Below are 18,465 nucleotides of genomic sequence, written 5' to 3'. Positions count from 1 at the left end.
AAAAAACACCAGCTTAACGAATTAAGCATGGTGCTTTTATAAGGATATGTTTTCTTTATTGAAATCGTGTGTCATAAAGAAGGGGTTAAGAGAATTATTCTTCTTCTTTTTCTTCTTTATCTTCACCTACAACTTCAGGCTCTTCAGTTGTTGATTCGCCTTCCATTGCTTCGATTTCTTCTTCTGTAGGTTCTTCAGTTGGAGGAACTACAGTAACTACTGAGTCTTCAGGATCATTTTCAATTGTGAAATCACCTGAAACTTTAATGTCTGCTACTGTGTAGCTATCGTTGATTTCTAATGCACTAATGTCAACTTCAATTGACTCAGGGATATTATCTGGCGTAGCAGTTACTTCAAGATCGAATAGTGGTTGTTCAACAACGCCACCTTCTTTAGCGCCTACTGCTTCACCAACTAGTTGAACTGGTACTTCAACAGTACGTTCTTCGCTCATATTGATTGCTAAGAAGTCAATGTGAGTGATTTGGTTTTTAAGTGGGTCGAATTGGTAGTCTGAAACCATTACTTTAATTGTTTTAGAACCTACGCCTAATTCGATAACACCGTTACGTCCAACTTCACGGATAACTTTGATAAATTCTACTTCGTCAACTTTAACTGAAGTATTTTTTGTACCGTAACCATATACGATTGCAGGTACTTTACCAATTTTTCTAAGTGTTTTAAGGTCTGAACGTGTTTGTTTACCTTGACGAATAATTGACTTTAATGAAGCCATATTATTTCCACCTTTCATTTTTTGTTCTTATCATCTGAATAAGAACCCCTCACTTGCCCATCAACATGATGTTGCTTGCAAGTGTTTATTAAGTCGTGAAATCACGAACGGAATAATTATATATCTATTTGGTTAATTAGTCAAATAGTACACTAACAGATTCTCTTTCGTAGACACGTATAATCGCTTGTGCTAATAAGCCTGCTACTGATAATTCTTTAGTATTAGCTGGTTTACGTTTTTCATCTAATTGAATTGAATTTGTAACTACTAACTCTTTAATTGCTGAATTTTCAATACGTTCTCTAGCTGGGCCTGACAATACAGGGTGCGTACAGCACGCGTAAACATCTTTCGCACCTTTATCTTTTAATGCTTGTGCGGCTAATGTAATTGTACCAGCAGTATCAATGATATCATCAATAATAATTGCTGTACGGCCTTCAATTTCACCAACAATATTCATTACTTCTGCTACATTCGGTTTAGGACGTCTTTTATCGATGATAGCGATTGGCGTTTTAAGTATGTCTGCAAGTTTACGTGCTCTTGTTACACCACCGTGATCTGGAGAAACTACAACACATTCTTCAGGGTCGATGTCTGTATCATTTTTAAAGTACTCTGCTAAAATTGGTACACCCATTAAGTGATCAATTGGCATATTGAAAAATCCTTGGATTTGTGGTGCGTGTAAATCTAGCGCAATCATACGATCTGCGCCGGCAGTTTCGATTAAGTTCGCCACTAGTTTCGCAGTAATTGGTTCACGACTACGCGCTTTTCTATCTTGGCGTGCATAACCATAATATGGCACTACGATATTAATATTCGCTGCTGAAGCACGTTTACAAGCATCAATCATAATTAATAATTCCATTAAATGTAAATTGACTGGATTTGAAGTTGGTTGAATAATAAACACATCACAGCCACGAATGCTTTCTTCAATATTAATTTGAATTTCACCATCGCTAAAACGTTTTACAGAACATTTTCCTAGTTCAATCCCAACATTATCTGCTACTTCCTGGGCCAATGGTTCGTTACCCTTTAAAGAAAATATTTTCAAAGCAGAATTCTTATACTCATTGTTTAACATTTATAGTCCTCCAATTAATTCATTCAATTAGTTTCGTTTGTAGACAAAATCACATTTATCCACATAAAAGTATCGTTTGAGGTCATTCCAACATTTTGGTTAATTTCAAATGAATAGAACGGCCATCTAATCATGGCTATTGTTTTAGATAACCTTCTTTAGTTGTTTGTCTCGCTCTTGCTAATGCTAAACTGTCTTGTGGCACATTATCAGTAATTGTAGAACCTGCAGCTATAAATGATCTATCACCTAAGGTTACTGGTGCTACCAAATTAGTATTGCAACCTATAAAGGAGTCATTACCGATAATTGTTTTGAATTTATTTTTGCCATCATAATTCACTGTAATGGAACCACAACCTACGTTTGTACGTTCGCCAATTTCTGCATCACCTATATAACTTAGATGTGGCAATTTGGCACCTGCTTTTACAATCGATTTCTTAACTTCTACAAAGTTTCCAACTTTCACGTTTTTACCTAAATCCGCACCAGGTCGTAACTGCGCAAACGGTCCAATAGTGGCATGATCATCTATGACCGCTTCATTGATTACTGACTGTTTAATTGTAACATTAGCACCAATTTTACTATTTATAATCTCTGTATTGTGGCCAACGACCGTATCTTCACCAATTATGCTACGACCTGCTAACTTAACGCCCGGTTCGATAATCACATCAGCAGCGATTTCTACATCTGCGCCTATATATGTAGTAGCAGGGTCGATAAGTGTTACGCCATTTCTCATATGACACGCATTAATACGTTTTCTATAAGCCTTTTCTGCTTCGCTTAACATAACTCGGTCATTTACGCCCATGATTTCGTCAAAATCATCTGTGCAATATATGCCAACATTACCTTGTTCTTCTAAAATTAAAGTTAAAACGTCAGGTAAATAATATTCATTTTGAACATTATCATTTTTTACTAACTCTAATTTTTCAAAAAGTACTTTATTATCAAATGCAAAAATACCTGAGCTAATTTCATTTATTTGTTGTTCAATTTCTGTGGCATCTTTTTGTTCTACAATCTTCACCAAGCGGCCATTTTCGTCTCGAACGATTCGTCCATATCCAAAAGGGTTGGTTGTAGTAGCTGATAAAACCGTTGCTTCAGCTTGGTTTTTCTCATGATGTTCAACTAGTGACTTAAGTGTTCCTGTAGTGATTAAAGGTGTATCACCACAAACTACTAATGTTGTGCCTTGTTTGTCACTTAAATATTCACTAGCTGTTTTAACAGCATGTGCGGTGCCAAGTTGTTCTTCTTGGAAACTATATAGAGAAACATCTCCTAACGTTTCTTTTACACTTTCTGCGCCATGGCCAACAATTGTTACAAGATTTTCTACTCCAGATTGTTTAACGTTATCAACGACATGTTCAATCATTGATTTGCCCGCAACCTCATGTAGTACTTTGTATTTCTTAGATTTCATACGTGTACCTTTTCCAGCTGCAAGTACTATTGCATGTCTTTGCATGTGTGTAACCCTCCATTAAATTATACACTTCTATATTATTATAATTTAACGCTAGTGCCACTTTCAAGGCTCAGAACCCTAATGTTATATAATAGAAACAAATCAGTTAACTTTCTTTTAAAAATACATATTTATATTTGTCATCTTTGCCTATATAAAAGGGCCTGAAAATGAAACACAAAAAATTTCGCTAAATACATTTTAATCGTTATGTTTTTTGGAAAATAAACCGTTATTAATTTAAATGAAACGATTTCAATTATCAAAACGTCACGAAAGCATATTGAAATGCTAACAGTTTATTTATGATTACAGAAATATAAATTTTGTCACCTTTTCATTATAGCAATTCATTTAATTTTTTATATTTTTTATTTTAGTTCAACAAAATAAAAGGATTGGATTTCGTTTAATGGAAATCCAATCCTTTTAAAATCATATTTTTCTCTTTGTATTAAGCTTCATCATTTGATTCTTCAGATGATTGAGCATTTTTATCAGGGATAACTTCATCAGTTTCGTCATAAACCTTCATAACCGCATCTTGAATCTCTTGTCTCATTTCTGAGTTAATTGGATGCGCGATATCTCGGAATTCACCATCTGGTGTTCTTTTACTTGGCATTGCGACGAATAGACCTGAGTTGCCTTCAATCACTCTTAAATCATGTACAACAAATGATTCATCTAGCGTAATTGAAACTAAAGCTTTCATTCTTCCATCTGTTTGTATCTTTCTAAGTCTTACATCTGTCACTTTCATGTAGTGAGCCCCCCTAGTATCTCTTTGTTAGAAGCTTAACAATTTCATCAAAAATTATAAATCCTTTTAGTTACTTCACTTCAGCTATTACTTCAATTTCAACTTTAACGTCTTTAGGCAATCTTGCGACTTCAACACAACTTCGTGCAGGTTGATGTTCTGCAAAATATGTGCCATAGACTTCATTTATATTTTGAAATTCATTCATATCAGCAATGAATATCGTTGCTTTAATTACTGAATCTATATGTGCCCCAGATTCGTTCAATACAACTTTCAAGTTTTCTAAAACTTGTTTAGTCTGTTCTTTTACATCGTCGCTGACAATTTCGCCATTTAAATTTAATGGAATTTGCCCAGATGTAAATACAAGCCCATTTACTACTGTAGCATGCGAGTATGGACCTAATGCTTCAGGTGCCTTTGAAGTGTTAACCACTTTCATGATGTTGATCCGCTCCTTTAAGTAAATTTAGTTAAACTGTTGCCTTTTTCTACTGTAAATTCCTGATTGTATTCATCTACATCAGATAATCTAACCAAGGAAGTATAATCTTCAATTAGTCTTTGCTTAACTTCTTTTGATTCTACTAATACCGATACCCCTTTAACATGTGCTTTAAACTCATTCATTAAATTCATCACGCCATTAATAGAACCACCAGCACGCATGAAATCGTCTACAACCAAAACATTTGAGTTTTCTGGTAAAGTACGTTTAGATAATACCATCGTTTCTATCTTTCTAGTAGAACCTGAAACGTAATTAATGGAAACTGTAGAACCTTCTGTAACTTTATTATCTTTTCTTATAACGACTACTGGTAAATTCAAAACATTTGCAACTGCATTAGCAAGCGAAATACCTTTCGTAGCAATTGTTACGACCGCATCCAAATCTTGGTCCATATATAACGTTGCGATTAGTTTTCCTACTTTATTCAGTAGTGTAGGATTCCCCATTAAATCAGATAAAAATAAATAACCTCCGGGTAATAATCTATCTTTTTCTTGAAGGAGTTCAATCACCTCTTCAATCACTTCACTTGCTTCTGCTTCACTCATTTCTGGTTTATACGTTACACCACCGCTTGCTCCAGCCGTAGTAATCACTGTTCCAAGTTCTTCTTTTTGAAATGTAGTTTTAATAATTTGTACGTCTTCACTAATGGATGATTTTGCTTGCTTAAACTTTTGTACAAAATACGTTAGCGGTATTAATTTATTGGGGTTATTCATCAAGTATTGTGTCATGTAAACAATACGTTCACTTCTCTTATAGCGCATTTAATTCATCCCTTCTCACTAGCCTAATAATCTTACAACATATACTTCATTGCAACAGCCATTGACTGCATTATAAACATGCTTTGCTTGGCGTTCTTTCTGGGTCAATCCGTAAACTGCTGGTCCGCTGCCACTCATCACAGCCCCATCCGCCCCATTTTTCAGCATATTTTCTTTTATTTTGTAAATCTCTGTATACATTTTTCCTGAGACAGGTTCCAATCGGTTCGAAAGACTGTTACATAATAATTCATAATCACCTGTGTCTAAAGCTGTTTCACAAGCTTTAGTATAAACCTCATGTGTTTGCGTTAAGTCTAATTTTCTAAAAATATCAGGAGAAGATATACCTAAATCAGGTTTAGCGACAACAGCCCAAGCGGAAGGTGGTCTGTTCATAAAACGAATCAGTTCGCCTTTCCCCTTGCAAAAAGCAGTTTTTCCATATATGCAAAAAGGGATATCGGTTCCTATTTGTATACCTAATTCACATAATTCTTCTAGTGGCCTGTTCAACTTATATAAACGGTTCATCCCTCTCATTGTCGCTGCAGCATCTGTCGAACCACCTGCAAGTCCAGCTGACACTGGTATATTTTTATCTATAGTAATTGTAACGCCTTGCTTTAAATTATAGTTTTTTTTCATTAACTCTGCAGCTTTATAAGCTAAATTTTTACTATCGGAGGGAACATAACTTTGTTCTACGTCCACGACTATGTTTTGATCTTTACGTAATTCAAAAGATAGGCGATCATTGAGGTCAATTGTGGTCATAATCATTTCAACTTCATGAAAACCATCATCTCGTTTAAAGAGTGTATCCAACGTTAAATTTATTTTCGCTGGCGCAGTCTCATAAATCATATTCCCCACCCTCTTTCAATTCGATATGGTAATAAAATGATTTTAACATATTGTTATGCATGAGTTACTACTTTTTAAAAAAAGTTAAGTTTATACTTTAAATTATCTATGCATCTTTAACTATGTATTCCAATCCATATGGTATAAAAAACCAGTTAACAATTTATTTTACAATATTATTTTACTCATATAAAATCATATCTCTTTTATTAGGACAGGCACACATTACAAAAAAAGGTATATTGGCGATTATTCACCAACATACCTTTTTCTAATCAATCTCATATTAAAGTTTAAAATAAAAAGTGTGGCTCCTAGAACCAAACTTCTCTTTTACATTACTTTTTATTTAGTGTGCAATTGCTTCTTGATGGTTATCATCTTCAAAAGAAACTTGTACGTTTTCTGTTAAAACGTCAGTGTATGTATAAGATACACGCTCAAAATTATGAATATCTTGATCTAACTCAACAATAAAAACAGAAGGGTATGTTTCTTTTAAAACCCCGCTACGTTCAATCGTTTTTTTTCGTCCACCATTCGCTTTCAGTACAATACGATTTCCTAATTGACAATCAAGTGAATTTTTGATGTCTCCAATAGATTTTGGCATATTGCTCCACCTCGCTACACATTGTATAATAACACAATTAGCGTGATTTTGTCAAATAAACATCAATTTTAGCAAGGCGAGGCACAGTTGTCAATAATTTAAAATTCCAATTCTGGGAAATTTTTCAATTCATTGTATAAATGTGCAAATTCTTTTATCGAAAGTGTTTCTCCGCGTCTTCTCGGATCTATGTTACTAGACTCCAACCAATCCAGTATGATTTGTTTATTTTCTTTACCATTTGTAAACAGGCTTTGATAATTATTATTAATTGTTTTTCTTCTTTGTCCGAATGCAGCTTTTGACATTTTGAAAAATTTATCCTCATCTTCTACTTCGACAATGGGTTGATCGCGTTTCATCAATTTCACAACAATTGAATCTACATTTGGAGGTGGTAAAAAAACCGTTTTAGGAACTGTTAATACCTTGCTCGTTTCAGTATAATACTGGGCGACTATAGATAAAGATCCATAAGCTTTGGTTCCTACCTCAGCGTTTAATCTTTCTCCAACTTCTTTTTGCATCATTACGACATAACCATCAATAGGCAATTTCTGTTGCATCAAGTTTAATAAAATAGGCGTCGTTATATAATACGGTAAATTAGCAACAACTAAAATTTTCTCACAATCTGCGAGCGCTTCAGTCACATAATGTGCAATATCAGCTTTCAATATGTCCTCATTTACTATCGTAACGTTTTGGTATGGCGCCATAGTTTCATTTAATACTGGTATCAAGCGTTGATCAATTTCAAAAGCAATGACTTTTTTTGCATTTTTTGCTAATTGTTCTGTCAATGAGCCCATGCCTGGCCCTACTTCGATAATACCAGTGTTTTCATCTATATCACTTGCATCCATGATATTATGAATGATATTTACATCGATTAAAAAGTTTTGACCTAAGCTTTTCTTAAAACTAAAACCATAATGATTCAATAAAGCTTTTGTTCGTGATGGTGTAGCGATATCCTTATTATCCACTTATAATTCACTTCCTTTATGATCATTTAATGCATTCCTAACATCTTCTTCAGTGTAACCAAATGCGTTTAACTTGTTGAGCAATTGTTTACCATTAGAATGGCCTATATGAAGTTTGCTACCTAACACTTCTCGTTTTCTACGTGCATCTTTACCTATAATTAGGCCAAGATCAATCAGAACATCTTTACTTATACTTTCATGGCCTTCTTCAAAAGGCGTGCTCACATGCATCAATGCTTTTTGTATATCTTCAATTCGTGCGTGTTCAACACCAATTTTACCGCGTTTACTTTTTGCTTTTTCTCGATCAATATAGGCATGTTTAACAGTTGGAATATATTTTTGAATTGTGTTTCGAATTTTATCACCTGGGAAATCAGGATCAGTTAAAACAATCACACCTCGCGTTTCAAATGCTTGTGCAATCACATTTAAAGTATCCTCATTAATTGCGCTACCATTCGTTTCAATCGTATCGCATTCGACAGCTCTTTTTACCCGTTCAGTATCGTCTCTACCTTCTACTACAATAAATTCATTAATTTTCACTCATTGTGACACCTTTCGTTTAATTACTTCAAATTCAAAAAATAAAAAAGATACCGGCTCAAATTATGGTTACTACTTAGTATTTGATATACCAACTAAGCCATATTTCAGACCGATATCTTTATCATAATATCTTTATGCTTTTAATTTAAATAATCGCTCTGCATTTTCAGAAGTTTGACGACAAACTTCTTCATAACTAACATCGCGTAGCTCAGCAATTTGTTCAGCCACTAAAGTGACACGTGCTGGTTCATTTCGTTTTCCTCTATAAGGATGTGGTGATAAGAATGGCGCGTCTGTTTCAACTAATAATCTATCAAATGGTACATGTTTAGCAACTTCCTTAGGTTGTTTGGCATTTTTAAAAGTAACTGGACCACCTAAAGAAACATAGAAGTTCAGTTTATTGATAACATCATCTGCAATTTCAGGTGAAGCGCTAAAGCTATGCATAATACCACCAATTTCTTCGGCGTGTTCTTCTTTTAAAATATCCACACAATCTTGTGTTGCTTCTCTATTATGAATAATAATCGGCAGATTAACGCGTTTAGCAAGTGCAATTTGTTTTCTAAACAAAGCCTGTTGAACATCTTTAGGTGATTTATCCCAATGATAATCTAATCCTGTTTCACCAATGCCAATCACTTTAGGATGCGCTGCTAATTTTTCTATCCATTCTAATCTTTCTTCTGTGCAATCAATCGCATCTACAGGGTGCCATCCAATAATACCGTAAATAAAGTCATACGCATCTATAAGTTCCATAGTACGTTCAATTGTTGGTGTATCAAAACCTACTACAAACATGCGATCCACGCCATTATCTCTTGCACGCTCAATTACCGCTTCTAAATCTTCGTCATATTGTTCTGCATTTAAATGAACATGTGTGTCAATTAGCATTTTAAATCGCTCCCTTAATCTAGAATTACTTAATTAATGCACCGTTTGGAATTGCGTTTGGTAGACTTATAAGTGTTAACACACCATCTTTTTCAGCAGATAGAATCATACCTTCTGATTTTCTACCCATTAATTTTGCAGGTTTCAAATTAGTCACTACAGCGACTTTTTTGCCAATGATATCTTCAGGTTGATAGAATTTCGCAATACCTGAAACAATTTGACGTTGCTCATTATCTAAATCAACTTGGATTTTCAATAATTTGTCAGATTTTTTGACATTTTCTGCATCAGTGATTGTTGCTGCCTTGATTTCTACTTTGTCAAAATCTTTAATATCGATTTGCGATTTACTAGGTACTTCCCCTTTAGTTTCTTCGACTTTATCTGATTGCATGGATTGCTTAATGTACTCAATTTCAGCATCACTATCTAAACGTGGGAAGATAGGTTGAGGTTTATCGCTAACCATAATAGGTTCAGTTAATGCACCGTATTGTGCTAAACTACTAAATTCATATAATTTAGGTGAATTAATATTTAGTTGTTCAAATATTTGTTTTGGTGCATTTGTTAAGAATGGTCTTAGCAATACTGCAATCATACGTATATTTTCTACTAAATGCGCCATTACGTTCCCTAGCATATCTCGTTGGCTTTCATCTTTTGCTAGAATCCATGGTGATGTTTCATCTATATATTTATTTGTTCTACTAATAAATTTCCAAATTGTTGAAAGTGCTACTGAAAATTGTAAATCGTCCATATTTTCATGGAATGTCTTCACTGTATCAAGGCCCATTTGTTCCATTTCTTCGTCTAACTCATGTTTAGGTCCTTCATAAGCTGGTAATTCACCATTAAAATATTTATTAACCATTGAAATTGTACGGTTAACTAAATTGCCTAAATCATTAGCTAAGTCATAATTTGTACGTTCAACGAAACCTTCAGGAGTAAACACACCATCAGACCCAAATGGCAACTCACGCATTAAATAATATCTCGTTGCATCTAAACCGTAACGGTCAATCAATACGTTAGGGTCTACCACATTACCTTTTGACTTGCTCATCTTGCCATCTTTCATAAGAATCCAACCATGGGCAAAGACTTTTTTAGGTAACGGTATATCTAACGCCATTAATAAGATTGGCCAAATGATAGAATGGAACCGAACAATTTCTTTTGCCATAATATGAATATCTGCAGGCCAATATTTTTTAAACAAACTATCATCATCTGATAAATAACCTAATGACGAAATATAGTTTACCAATGCGTCAATCCACACATAAACAACATGCTTAGGATTTGATTTAACACGTATACCCCAATCAAATGACGTACGTGATACTGCTAAATCTTCTAAGCCTGGTTTGATAAAGTTATTAATCATTTCATTTTTACGAGATGGTGGTTGGATAAAGTCTGGGTTTTCATCATAAAATTCTAGTAAGCGATCCGTATATTTTGATAAATTAAAGAAATAACTTTCTTCTTTAACTAATTCAACTTCGTGTCCAGAATCTGGACTTTTCCCGCCAACAATTGCGCCATTTTCATATACTGGATCAACAAGTTGCGTTTCAGTATAATAAGTTTCATCTGGTACTGAATACCAACCTTCGTACTCCCCAAGATATATATCACCTTGTGCTAACAAACGTTCAAATATTTGTTGAACAACTTCTTTATGTCTCTCTTCTGTTGTACGAATAAAGTCATCGTTTGATATTTCTAATTTTTCCCATAACGCTTTGATACCTGAAATCATTTCATCAAGATAGTCTAATTCTGATTTCCCAGCCTTTTGCGCTTTTTCTTGTATTTTTTGACCATGTTCATCGGTACCTGTTAAATATCGAACATCATAGCCTTGCATTCTTTTATAACGTGCGATTACATCACCAGCTGTTGTTGTGTAAGCATGACCGATGTGTAAGTTTCCACTCGGATAATATATAGGTGTAGTGATATAAAATGTTTCTTTCGCCATCAATGTTCCTCCTCGTTTCTTTCACTCTAAATATATCTAAATTTATTTTTATTTTCAATGAAGCAGATAAGTATCAATTTATATTTATTAATCAATTTAAAAAGCCTAATTTAGTATCATTTTGAGTCATTTACTTTAATTATTTTCCACTCAATTTTAAACATGATAAATAATCTCTATCTTATCTACATTACCATAAATCATGCATATTATGGGAGTTTTTAGCTTGATTTTATTGATAAAACTGAAAAAATTTATTATTATGTTTACTTTTTCAAGACGTTTTTATTAAGCCTATTTATACATTATGATATATATCATATACTTCACTTGTTTTCATACGCCTTTCTTCAGCAACTTGTTTAATCGCAGCTTTGGGTTTCATATTTTGATTTACGTAATATTCTACATGTTCATTTATCGACATATCTTCAAACCAAGAAGTATCTTCGTCTGCTACAGCTCCCTCAATAACAATGACAAACTCGCCTTTAGTAGGTATCTCTTCTTTATCTAATTTCAATAATAATGTATCTACGTCCTCTGTAACGATTTGCTCGAATTTTTTTGTTAATTCTCTGCCAAGTGACACATATCTTTGAGCGTCAATTTTTTGAATTGTTTTTAACGTATCTTTCACACGATGTGGAGATTCATAAATAATCAAAGTGCTGTCTTCAAACATTCGCTGTTCAAGCAGAGTATATTTGGCCTTTTCTTTTCTTGGTAGAAACCCTAAAAAAGTATATGTAAACGAAGGTAACCCGCTCGCCATTAGTGCAGTCAATCCAGCATTTGGTCCCGGCACAGTTTCCACTCTAATACCCTTTGCTCTAGCAGCGACAACAAGCTCGTGTCCTGGATCACTTATCAAAGGAAGGCCAGCGTCAGAAACTAGTGCAATATTAACGTCCTCATTTAATTGTTGAATAAGATACTCTGTCTGCTGTTCTTTATTATGGTCATGGTATGACTTCAAAGGCGCATGTATTTCGTAATGTGTGCACAGCTTTTTTGTCACACGTGTATCTTCGCATGCGATCATATCAACTGAACGCAAAATATTAACCGCTCTATATGTAATATCAGCTAAATTGCCAATTGGCGTGCCTACTAAATATAAAATTCCCATATCTTATTCCTCACTTATCAATTGTAATTTTTCCTGTCTAGAAAATGTTTTGATTTCATGTTCTCTTTTTAATGCTTCTGATTTGGTATCATACACTTCTTGATAAACTAACTCTACCGGACGTCTTATTTTAGTATATTTGGCACCTTGCCCACTATTATGCTTTGCAACGCGTTTTGTGATATCTTTTGCATAACCCGTATATAAACTACCATCTTTACATTTAACGATATAAATAAAATGCTTATCCATAATAGATTTCTCTCATTTCCTCAGTATATGCGCCATCTTCATGATAAATATAAAAAGGTCGCTGTATATCCAACCCTTGATTGCCACCTTTTCTGCCTTCAACAACAATTGTTTGCGCTACCTTCCCTGGTTTACTGTAAATAAAATATAACTTTTTAGGTTCAATTTGATATTGTCTCATGCTGCTTAAGACATCCATAAGACGTTCTGCACGGTGTACCATTAAGAACCGTCCTCCCTCTTTTAATAAGTGCCTGGCTTCAAAGCAACAATCATCTAGCGTACACATTATCTCGTGTCTTGCTATCTTATGGGCATTCTTTCGATGTTGAAATTGCTGATTCACTTTAAAATAAGGCGGATTACAAGTTACGAGACTATATTGAGATGGCTTAAAAGATTGATGCGCTTGTTTTAAATCCATATGATGCATGTGAATTCTATTTTCCAATTGATTATGAGCAATGCTTCTTTCAGCCATATCAACTAATTGTTGTTGTATTTCGATGCCTTCAATAAATTGATTGCTTTTATATGACAGTAGCAAAGGAATGATCCCGTTACCAGAGCATAAATCCATAATCATATCCTTTTTCTTAACTTTAGTAAAATGCGCTAGTAATAAAGCATCCGTTGAAAAAGAAAACACCTCATCATTTTGTATAATTTTTAACTTTTCTTTTAATAAAAAATCGAACCTTTCATTTTCCATTAACATTTTCTGCAACCTCCAAAAAAGAGGATGAGCATACGATGCTCATTAACTAAGCCTATCGTTTCTCTCATCCTCAATTTCATTTCTCTATCGTTTTATAAGCTATATTTTAACTATTCGCTTAATACTTCTAAACAGAATAAACAGTCGTCACCTTTTCTATGCTTGCCGAACAACTCTCCATTACAAATATGAAATCCTTCTTTGTAAAGCATTGCCAAGTTATCTTTACTGCGCAATGGGTGCTTAGGTTGATTCTTTTTATCAGTTTCAATTTTTTTAGTTTTTTCTTCTTTATCTATTAAAGTTTTTAAATTCTCATTTTCTATTTGTAAGGCGACATTTTCTTCAATTAATTCTACTGTAAGATTTTTCAAATTAACCATGTCATGATTAATCTGATTAATGTTTTCCTCCAAATGAGATAGTTTTTCAAATATGTCGCTTCGATTCAATGTTGTAACGGCCTCCTAATTTAATGTTTCTAATTCTTCCATTTTATATTCTAATGGTTGCTCAAGACCTTCTATCTTAACTTGCATAGATATATCTAAAATATTTAGACCTACGACTCTGCCATTACCTTCTGGTGTTTTAATTTCATCACCAACATCTGGTAATTGCGCACGTGCTTCCTCATAATAATCGTTTTCATATTTCAAACAACACATCAAACGACCACATGCCCCCGATATTTTTGAAGGATTTAAAGATAAGTTTTGGTCTTTAGCCATTTTTATTGAAACTGGCTCAAAATCACCTAGAAAAGTTGAACAACATAAAGAACGACCACACGGGCCGATGCCACCTAATAATTTCGCTTCGTCTCTGACACCAATTTGTCTTAACTCAATTCTTGTTTTCAATCTTTGTGCGAGTACTTTTACTAGTTTTCTAAAATCTACACGTTCGTCTGAAGTAAAGTTAAAAATAACTTTTGATTTATCCAAAGTAAATTCACAATTGACTAAACGCATCTCTAAGTTTTGTTGTTGTATCGTTTCTTTACAAAGGTTGAAAGCTTGCTTTGCATCATACGCATTTTGTTCATATTGTATCATATCTTCATCCGTAGCAATGCGCACAATCTGCTTTAATGGCAATGCTACGTCTTCATCCGCTACGTTTAATGGCTCATATTTAACGTAGCCCATTTCCAATCCTCTTTTTGATTCAACTACGACCCAATCTCCCACACTCAAGTTGAAATTTTTTGGAGCATAGTACTCCATTTTACCTGAATTCTGAAAATGTATGCCTACAACGTTTTTCATAATTATTTCACCCCTTTTATTACAATTTGTTCAAATACTAATGTCGGATTTACATTTTGATGTAATTTTTTATGTGCTTCAGTTATTTGGTCAAACATCAAAATTATCTGATTATATGTTAAGTTTTGTGAATATTGTTTAATTTCTCCCTGCAAATCTTGAAATATCATTTCATCTTCAATTCCTACTTTAGCATGCATAATATCTTCAAAGAAACTATTAACCGCAGCTAATGATAATAATTGTAATCGCTTATTTTTGGCATGTTTTAATAAATCAATGATAGCTATTAATGCCATAGAACGATTTTTCAACAATAGCTGACACCATTTTATAATGCTTTTTCGTAATGCCATTAAATCTGTTTCATCATTTAACGCAACTGCAGTCTCTATTTGCGTTGTGTATGTACTTAACAATTCTGCAACAGGACGTGTGATATCAAGCTCCACTAACCGGTCAATAAAATTCAATTTATTAATCGGCTTAAAATAAACGTGCTGGCATCTTGAGTGAATAGTATCCAAAATTTGCTCTGGTTTCGTAGTTAATAAAATGGCAACCGTATTATCTGGAGGTTCTTCTAAAAATTTTAATATACTATTCTCACCTTGAATAGTTAACTTTTCAAAAGACTCGATAATGTATACTTTGTAATCCCCTTCAATAGGCAGTTGATTCATATGATGTACTAATTGCTCTATTTGGTCTTTTTTAATTGTTGTTTCTTCAGAAGATACATACATAAAATCTGGATGGTTAAATGTTTCTACTTTCAACTGACATTGATCTTCTTGATTACATAAAATCAATTTAGAAAAATCAATAGCGACTTGTTGCATTGCCTGTCCATCGTCGCCCTCAAATAAATATGCATGCGATAGTTTGTTCGATTGATATGCTCTTGTCAGCCTTTCTTGTTCATCCATTATAATGTTACTCCTTTATATAAAAAGGCTGCTTATACATAGTGACCTTACAAATTACATTTAGGAGGTACTAACCAATTAGTACAATGTAATTCAGAAAGTTACCATATATAGCAACCATGTTTTAGAATTGATGGAACGCTTCAACAGGCATTACAAATACCGTTGCTCCTCCAACTTCTACTTCGACTGGATACGGTATATAAGAATCGGCACTTCCACCCATCGGGGTGATCGGCGATACGAGTTGTTCTCTATTACCACAAGTATCATTAATAACTTGTAGCATTTCATCAACACGATTATCTTCTACACCAGATAAGAACGTTGTATTACCTGCTCTTAAAAACCCACCTGTCGTTGCAAGTTTTGTAGCTCTAAAATTATGTTTAACAAGTTTGTCCGAAAGTTCCTGACTATCCTGATCTTGTACGATTGCTATAATCATTTTCATACTAAACACCTCTTTTAAATATTATATCATAATTTTTCTAAATATTTAGTGATAGATTCATAGGTTGTATTGACTACTTTATCTATACTTTGATTAGCATTTATTACAATAAAGCGTTCAGACTCATTATGAATAATCTTTTTATAACCTTCAACTACTTTTTCATGAAATTTTACATCTTCTTGATCTAGCCGGTTTTGATCTCTTTGATTTTTGAGTATGCGCTCTCTACCAACTTCAACGCTAACATCTAGATAAATGGTTATATCTGGATACAAACCGTTGATTGCAAATTCATTGATTGATTTTACTTCTTCTATACCAATACCCCTTGCATAGCCTTGGTATGCTAATGAACTATCAATATAACGGTCACACAAAACAACTTTACCTGTATTTAATGCTGGAATGACTTTATCCACTAGATGTTCTCTTCTAGAAGCTGCGAACAATAAAGCCTCAGTACGATCATCCATCGTATCACCTTCAAGTAGTACTTCTCTTATTTGTTCTCCTGTCTTAACACCACCAGGTTCTCTTGTAAGTATGATATTATACTCATTTTTTAATTTTTCTGCAACTTGTTGTATTACAGTTGTTTTCCCCGAACCTTCAGGGCCTTCAAAAGTTATAAAAGCTGACATCTTATTCATCCTTAATTTCTATTTTATAATTTTTTATTCCTTCAACTCTTAGTTGATGACTACACCAATAATCCATTAATTTTACCATATTTTCAGTGATTTTTTCTCCTTTAAACATTAAAGGAATACCAGGAGGGTAAGGAATAATGTGATTAGCTAATATTTTATTTTCAGCGTTTCTAAAATCTATTTCACGTACATGAGCTATATCGCCGCCATGATACAAACCACTTTCAGTTCTAAAAGGGACACTATGGTTCGTTTCATTTAACCTTTTTTCTATATACATATTGTCCAAACGCGATAATAAGGCCGCAAACGGATATCTATCATCTTCGTGCCAAAGCGGTAATACTATTAATACTTGAAAATCGTCTGAAAGTTCAACGTAAATATTTTGTTCTTCGAAATAGGACTGTAACGCGTAACCTTTATAGCCTTTATACCTTATACTCAATTTCAATGGATCTTCTACCTCAACAATTTCTAATCCTTTTCTCTTTAATAATTGGATCAGTTGTTTTCTTTTTTTAAAAAAGAGTTTACTATCATAATCATCATAAAATGTTTGCGCAAGCTCTAAACTGTTCATCAATAAGTACGACGGGCTAGAAGATTGAAAATACGTTAAATATTTAATCACTTCATTTCGATAAGGCGCATTTTTATGAATGAATATCACAGAACTCATCGTCAATGCTGGTAATGTTTTATGATATGACTGAACCACATAATCTGCGCCTAAAGTTAATGATGATACTGGAAAATGCTCTAAACCAAAATGTGCGCCGTGTGCCTCATCTATTAAAGAAGGCACATTAAGTGCTTTTAAACAGTCCATTATATAGTGTATATCAAAACATTCACCATAATAATTTGGGTAAGTAAATATCGCCAATTTGCTGTCTTTTATTTGATTGTATAAGAATGATTTTTTAGGGCCTAAATATTGGTTTGTAGCATCGCTTATATCCATTTCTAATAGTTTTGCTTGTGCTTGTACTAAATCTAATCCATGAAACACAGATTTGTGCGCGTTTCGTGCTATTGCATATTTGCCTATTTCTTTAGAAAACGCTTGAATTACAGACAATATTCCAGAGGTAGTACCATTAACTAAATAATAAGCATCATAATCAGGATGTTTACTTATACCTTCCATACTTTCCGCTATAACTGATTCGGGATGATGTAAATCATCAAGGCCTGTGATTTCTGTCATATCCATTTTGAAATTTAATTGTTCTAAATAACCAATTGTCATATTTTTATGTCCAGGTACATGTAATGAAATAGGATATGCGTTTAACAGTTCATTAAATTTACGCATTAACGGTCCATTCATAATTATCCTCACTTTTCAACTTTTATATTCCACTATTTAATTTATTAAATTTAGAGAGATTTGATACAAAATCGCTAACTTTGTAATACTTTATATTTTAACATACTCATATTAAAAAAAGAGAAACACAGAAGTATTACTTCTCAGCTTCATTTAAACTCCCAATCTCAATTTATTGAGTTAGTCGGGCTTATGCATGAGCTGAGGGCTCATGTATTCCTCTAGTTCGTCAGCTTCAAACGCTTTCTCATGACAATCGTTTTTCAGTGCTTCACACTGGTAGTTAAGCTCCTTTTGGGCAAAAAAAAGAGACCTTTCGGTCTCGGCTCATCGCATCCTATATGCTTGCCTGGCAACGTCCTACTCTTGCGGAACGTAAGTCGGCTACCATCGGCGCTAAGGAGC

The 18,465-nt window shown here is 33.8% G+C and carries 21 protein-coding genes; all 21 read right to left on the bottom strand.

What is annotated here, in order from left to right; all coding sequences use genetic code 11:
* Positions 1-94: 94 nt before the first annotated feature.
* The 21 genes from KA894_RS14015 to KA894_RS13915 all read right to left on the bottom strand — a co-directional run bounded on the left by KA894_RS14015 (position 95) and on the right by KA894_RS13915 (position 18,060).
* Entirely contained in the window at positions 95-742 is a 648-nt protein-coding gene (locus KA894_RS14015; RefSeq protein WP_096810957.1) for a 50S ribosomal protein L25/general stress protein Ctc, read from the bottom strand.
* Positions 743-878: 136 nt separating this feature from the next.
* The gene (locus KA894_RS14010; protein ID WP_096810958.1) at positions 879-1,844 is read right to left on the bottom strand and encodes a ribose-phosphate diphosphokinase; all 966 of its coding nucleotides are present in this window, start codon (positions 1,842-1,844) and stop codon (positions 879-881) included.
* 136 nt (positions 1,845-1,980) lie between these two features.
* Entirely contained in the window at positions 1,981-3,336 is a 1,356-nt protein-coding gene (gene glmU, locus KA894_RS14005) for a bifunctional UDP-N-acetylglucosamine diphosphorylase/glucosamine-1-phosphate N-acetyltransferase GlmU (RefSeq protein WP_210134021.1), read from the bottom strand.
* Between the two features lie 454 nt (positions 3,337-3,790).
* Positions 3,791-4,099 carry a septation regulator SpoVG gene (gene spoVG / locus KA894_RS14000; RefSeq protein ID WP_096810960.1) on the bottom strand — a complete coding sequence of 103 codons (309 nt, stop codon included), beginning with the start codon at positions 4,097-4,099 and terminating at the stop codon, positions 3,791-3,793.
* Positions 4,100-4,169: 70 nt separating this feature from the next.
* Complete coding sequence (locus KA894_RS13995) at positions 4,170-4,544, bottom strand: RidA family protein (protein WP_096810961.1); 375 nt, start codon at positions 4,542-4,544, stop codon at positions 4,170-4,172.
* A gap of 17 nt (positions 4,545-4,561) precedes the next feature.
* Positions 4,562-5,386 (bottom strand): pur operon repressor, encoded by an 825-nt coding sequence (purR, locus tag KA894_RS13990; RefSeq protein ID WP_096810962.1) that lies wholly within the window; start codon positions 5,384-5,386, stop codon positions 4,562-4,564.
* 18 nt (positions 5,387-5,404) lie between these two features.
* Positions 5,405-6,253, bottom strand: coding sequence for a 4-(cytidine 5'-diphospho)-2-C-methyl-D-erythritol kinase (gene ispE / locus KA894_RS13985; protein WP_096810963.1), 849 nt, complete (start codon positions 6,251-6,253; stop codon positions 5,405-5,407).
* A 349-nt stretch (positions 6,254-6,602) separates the two neighbouring features.
* A complete protein-coding gene (gene veg, locus KA894_RS13980) occupies positions 6,603-6,866 on the bottom strand; it encodes a biofilm formation stimulator Veg (RefSeq protein ID WP_019467722.1) in 264 nt (87 codons plus the stop codon).
* Between the two features lie 98 nt (positions 6,867-6,964).
* On the bottom strand, positions 6,965-7,855 hold the full coding sequence (gene rsmA, locus KA894_RS13975; RefSeq protein ID WP_107644130.1) for a 16S rRNA (adenine(1518)-N(6)/adenine(1519)-N(6))-dimethyltransferase RsmA: 891 nt from the start codon (positions 7,853-7,855) through the stop codon (positions 6,965-6,967).
* Positions 7,856-8,407: a ribonuclease M5 gene (rnmV, locus tag KA894_RS13970; protein ID WP_096810965.1), complete on the bottom strand. Its 552-nt coding sequence runs from the start codon at positions 8,405-8,407 to the stop codon at positions 7,856-7,858.
* Between the two features lie 135 nt (positions 8,408-8,542).
* Positions 8,543-9,316 (bottom strand): TatD family hydrolase, encoded by a 774-nt coding sequence (locus tag KA894_RS13965; protein WP_096810966.1) that lies wholly within the window; start codon positions 9,314-9,316, stop codon positions 8,543-8,545.
* A 25-nt stretch (positions 9,317-9,341) separates the two neighbouring features.
* Positions 9,342-11,315 (bottom strand): methionine--tRNA ligase, encoded by a 1,974-nt coding sequence (gene metG / locus KA894_RS13960; protein ID WP_119488148.1) that lies wholly within the window; start codon positions 11,313-11,315, stop codon positions 9,342-9,344.
* Between the two features lie 298 nt (positions 11,316-11,613).
* Complete coding sequence (gene rsmI, locus KA894_RS13955; RefSeq protein WP_119488149.1) at positions 11,614-12,447, bottom strand: 16S rRNA (cytidine(1402)-2'-O)-methyltransferase; 834 nt, start codon at positions 12,445-12,447, stop codon at positions 11,614-11,616.
* A gap of 3 nt (positions 12,448-12,450) precedes the next feature.
* Complete coding sequence (locus KA894_RS13950) at positions 12,451-12,699, bottom strand: GIY-YIG nuclease family protein (RefSeq protein ID WP_096810969.1); 249 nt, start codon at positions 12,697-12,699, stop codon at positions 12,451-12,453.
* Entirely contained in the window at positions 12,692-13,417 is a 726-nt protein-coding gene (locus tag KA894_RS13945; protein ID WP_119488150.1) for a tRNA1(Val) (adenine(37)-N6)-methyltransferase, read from the bottom strand. Before KA894_RS13945 ends, KA894_RS13950 begins: the two co-directional genes overlap by 8 nt.
* A 110-nt stretch (positions 13,418-13,527) precedes the next feature.
* On the bottom strand, positions 13,528-13,869 hold the full coding sequence (gene yabA, locus KA894_RS13940; RefSeq protein WP_119488151.1) for a DNA replication initiation control protein YabA: 342 nt from the start codon (positions 13,867-13,869) through the stop codon (positions 13,528-13,530).
* 15 nt (positions 13,870-13,884) lie between these two features.
* Complete coding sequence (locus KA894_RS13935) at positions 13,885-14,688, bottom strand: PSP1 domain-containing protein (RefSeq protein WP_119488152.1); 804 nt, start codon at positions 14,686-14,688, stop codon at positions 13,885-13,887.
* Between the two features lie 2 nt (positions 14,689-14,690).
* Entirely contained in the window at positions 14,691-15,617 is a 927-nt protein-coding gene (locus KA894_RS13930; RefSeq protein ID WP_096810973.1) for a DNA polymerase III subunit delta' C-terminal domain-containing protein, read from the bottom strand.
* 124 nt (positions 15,618-15,741) lie between these two features.
* Complete coding sequence (locus KA894_RS13925) at positions 15,742-16,071, bottom strand: cyclic-di-AMP receptor (protein WP_046206571.1); 330 nt, start codon at positions 16,069-16,071, stop codon at positions 15,742-15,744.
* A 26-nt stretch (positions 16,072-16,097) separates the two neighbouring features.
* Entirely contained in the window at positions 16,098-16,715 is a 618-nt protein-coding gene (tmk, locus tag KA894_RS13920; protein WP_119488153.1) for a dTMP kinase, read from the bottom strand.
* A gap of 1 nt (position 16,716) precedes the next feature.
* Positions 16,717-18,060 (bottom strand): Orn/Lys/Arg family decarboxylase, encoded by a 1,344-nt coding sequence (locus KA894_RS13915; RefSeq protein ID WP_115342423.1) that lies wholly within the window; start codon positions 18,058-18,060, stop codon positions 16,717-16,719.
* Positions 18,061-18,465: the final 405 nt, after the last annotated feature.

Source organism: Staphylococcus sp. GDY8P131P, from assembly GCF_017891975.1.
GTDB lineage: Bacteria > Bacillota > Bacilli > Staphylococcales > Staphylococcaceae > Staphylococcus > Staphylococcus nepalensis.
This window is presented reverse-complemented; position numbering and strand designations above follow the sequence as displayed.

What these genes read in the sequence shown, in the direction of transcription:
- KA894_RS14015 (WP_096810957.1), bottom strand. Translation starts at nt 742, where the DNA reads ATGGCTTCATTAAAGTCAATTATTCGTCAAGGTAAACAAACACGTTCA.
- KA894_RS14010 (WP_096810958.1), bottom strand. Translation starts at nt 1,844, where the DNA reads ATGTTAAACAATGAGTATAAGAATTCTGCTTTGAAAATATTTTCTTTA.
- glmU (WP_210134021.1), bottom strand. Translation starts at nt 3,336, where the DNA reads ATGCAAAGACATGCAATAGTACTTGCAGCTGGAAAAGGTACACGTATG.
- spoVG (WP_096810960.1), bottom strand. Translation starts at nt 4,099, where the DNA reads ATGAAAGTGACAGATGTAAGACTTAGAAAGATACAAACAGATGGAAGA.
- KA894_RS13995 (WP_096810961.1), bottom strand. Translation starts at nt 4,544, where the DNA reads ATGAAAGTGGTTAACACTTCAAAGGCACCTGAAGCATTAGGTCCATAC.
- purR (WP_096810962.1), bottom strand. Translation starts at nt 5,386, where the DNA reads ATGCGCTATAAGAGAAGTGAACGTATTGTTTACATGACACAATACTTG.
- ispE (WP_096810963.1), bottom strand. Translation starts at nt 6,253, where the DNA reads ATGATTTATGAGACTGCGCCAGCGAAAATAAATTTAACGTTGGATACA.
- veg (WP_019467722.1), bottom strand. Translation starts at nt 6,866, where the DNA reads ATGCCAAAATCTATTGGAGACATCAAAAATTCACTTGATTGTCAATTA.
- KA894_RS13965 (WP_096810966.1), bottom strand. Translation starts at nt 9,316, where the DNA reads ATGCTAATTGACACACATGTTCATTTAAATGCAGAACAATATGACGAA.
- metG (WP_119488148.1), bottom strand. Translation starts at nt 11,315, where the DNA reads ATGGCGAAAGAAACATTTTATATCACTACACCTATATATTATCCGAGT.
- rsmI (WP_119488149.1), bottom strand. Translation starts at nt 12,447, where the DNA reads ATGGGAATTTTATATTTAGTAGGCACGCCAATTGGCAATTTAGCTGAT.
- KA894_RS13950 (WP_096810969.1), bottom strand. Translation starts at nt 12,699, where the DNA reads ATGGATAAGCATTTTATTTATATCGTTAAATGTAAAGATGGTAGTTTA.
- KA894_RS13945 (WP_119488150.1), bottom strand. Translation starts at nt 13,417, where the DNA reads ATGTTAATGGAAAATGAAAGGTTCGATTTTTTATTAAAAGAAAAGTTA.
- KA894_RS13935 (WP_119488152.1), bottom strand. Translation starts at nt 14,688, where the DNA reads ATGAAAAACGTTGTAGGCATACATTTTCAGAATTCAGGTAAAATGGAG.
- KA894_RS13930 (WP_096810973.1), bottom strand. Translation starts at nt 15,617, where the DNA reads ATGGATGAACAAGAAAGGCTGACAAGAGCATATCAATCGAACAAACTA.
- KA894_RS13925 (WP_046206571.1), bottom strand. Translation starts at nt 16,071, where the DNA reads ATGAAAATGATTATAGCAATCGTACAAGATCAGGATAGTCAGGAACTT.
- tmk (WP_119488153.1), bottom strand. Translation starts at nt 16,715, where the DNA reads ATGTCAGCTTTTATAACTTTTGAAGGCCCTGAAGGTTCGGGGAAAACA.
- KA894_RS13915 (WP_115342423.1), bottom strand. Translation starts at nt 18,060, where the DNA reads ATGAATGGACCGTTAATGCGTAAATTTAATGAACTGTTAAACGCATAT.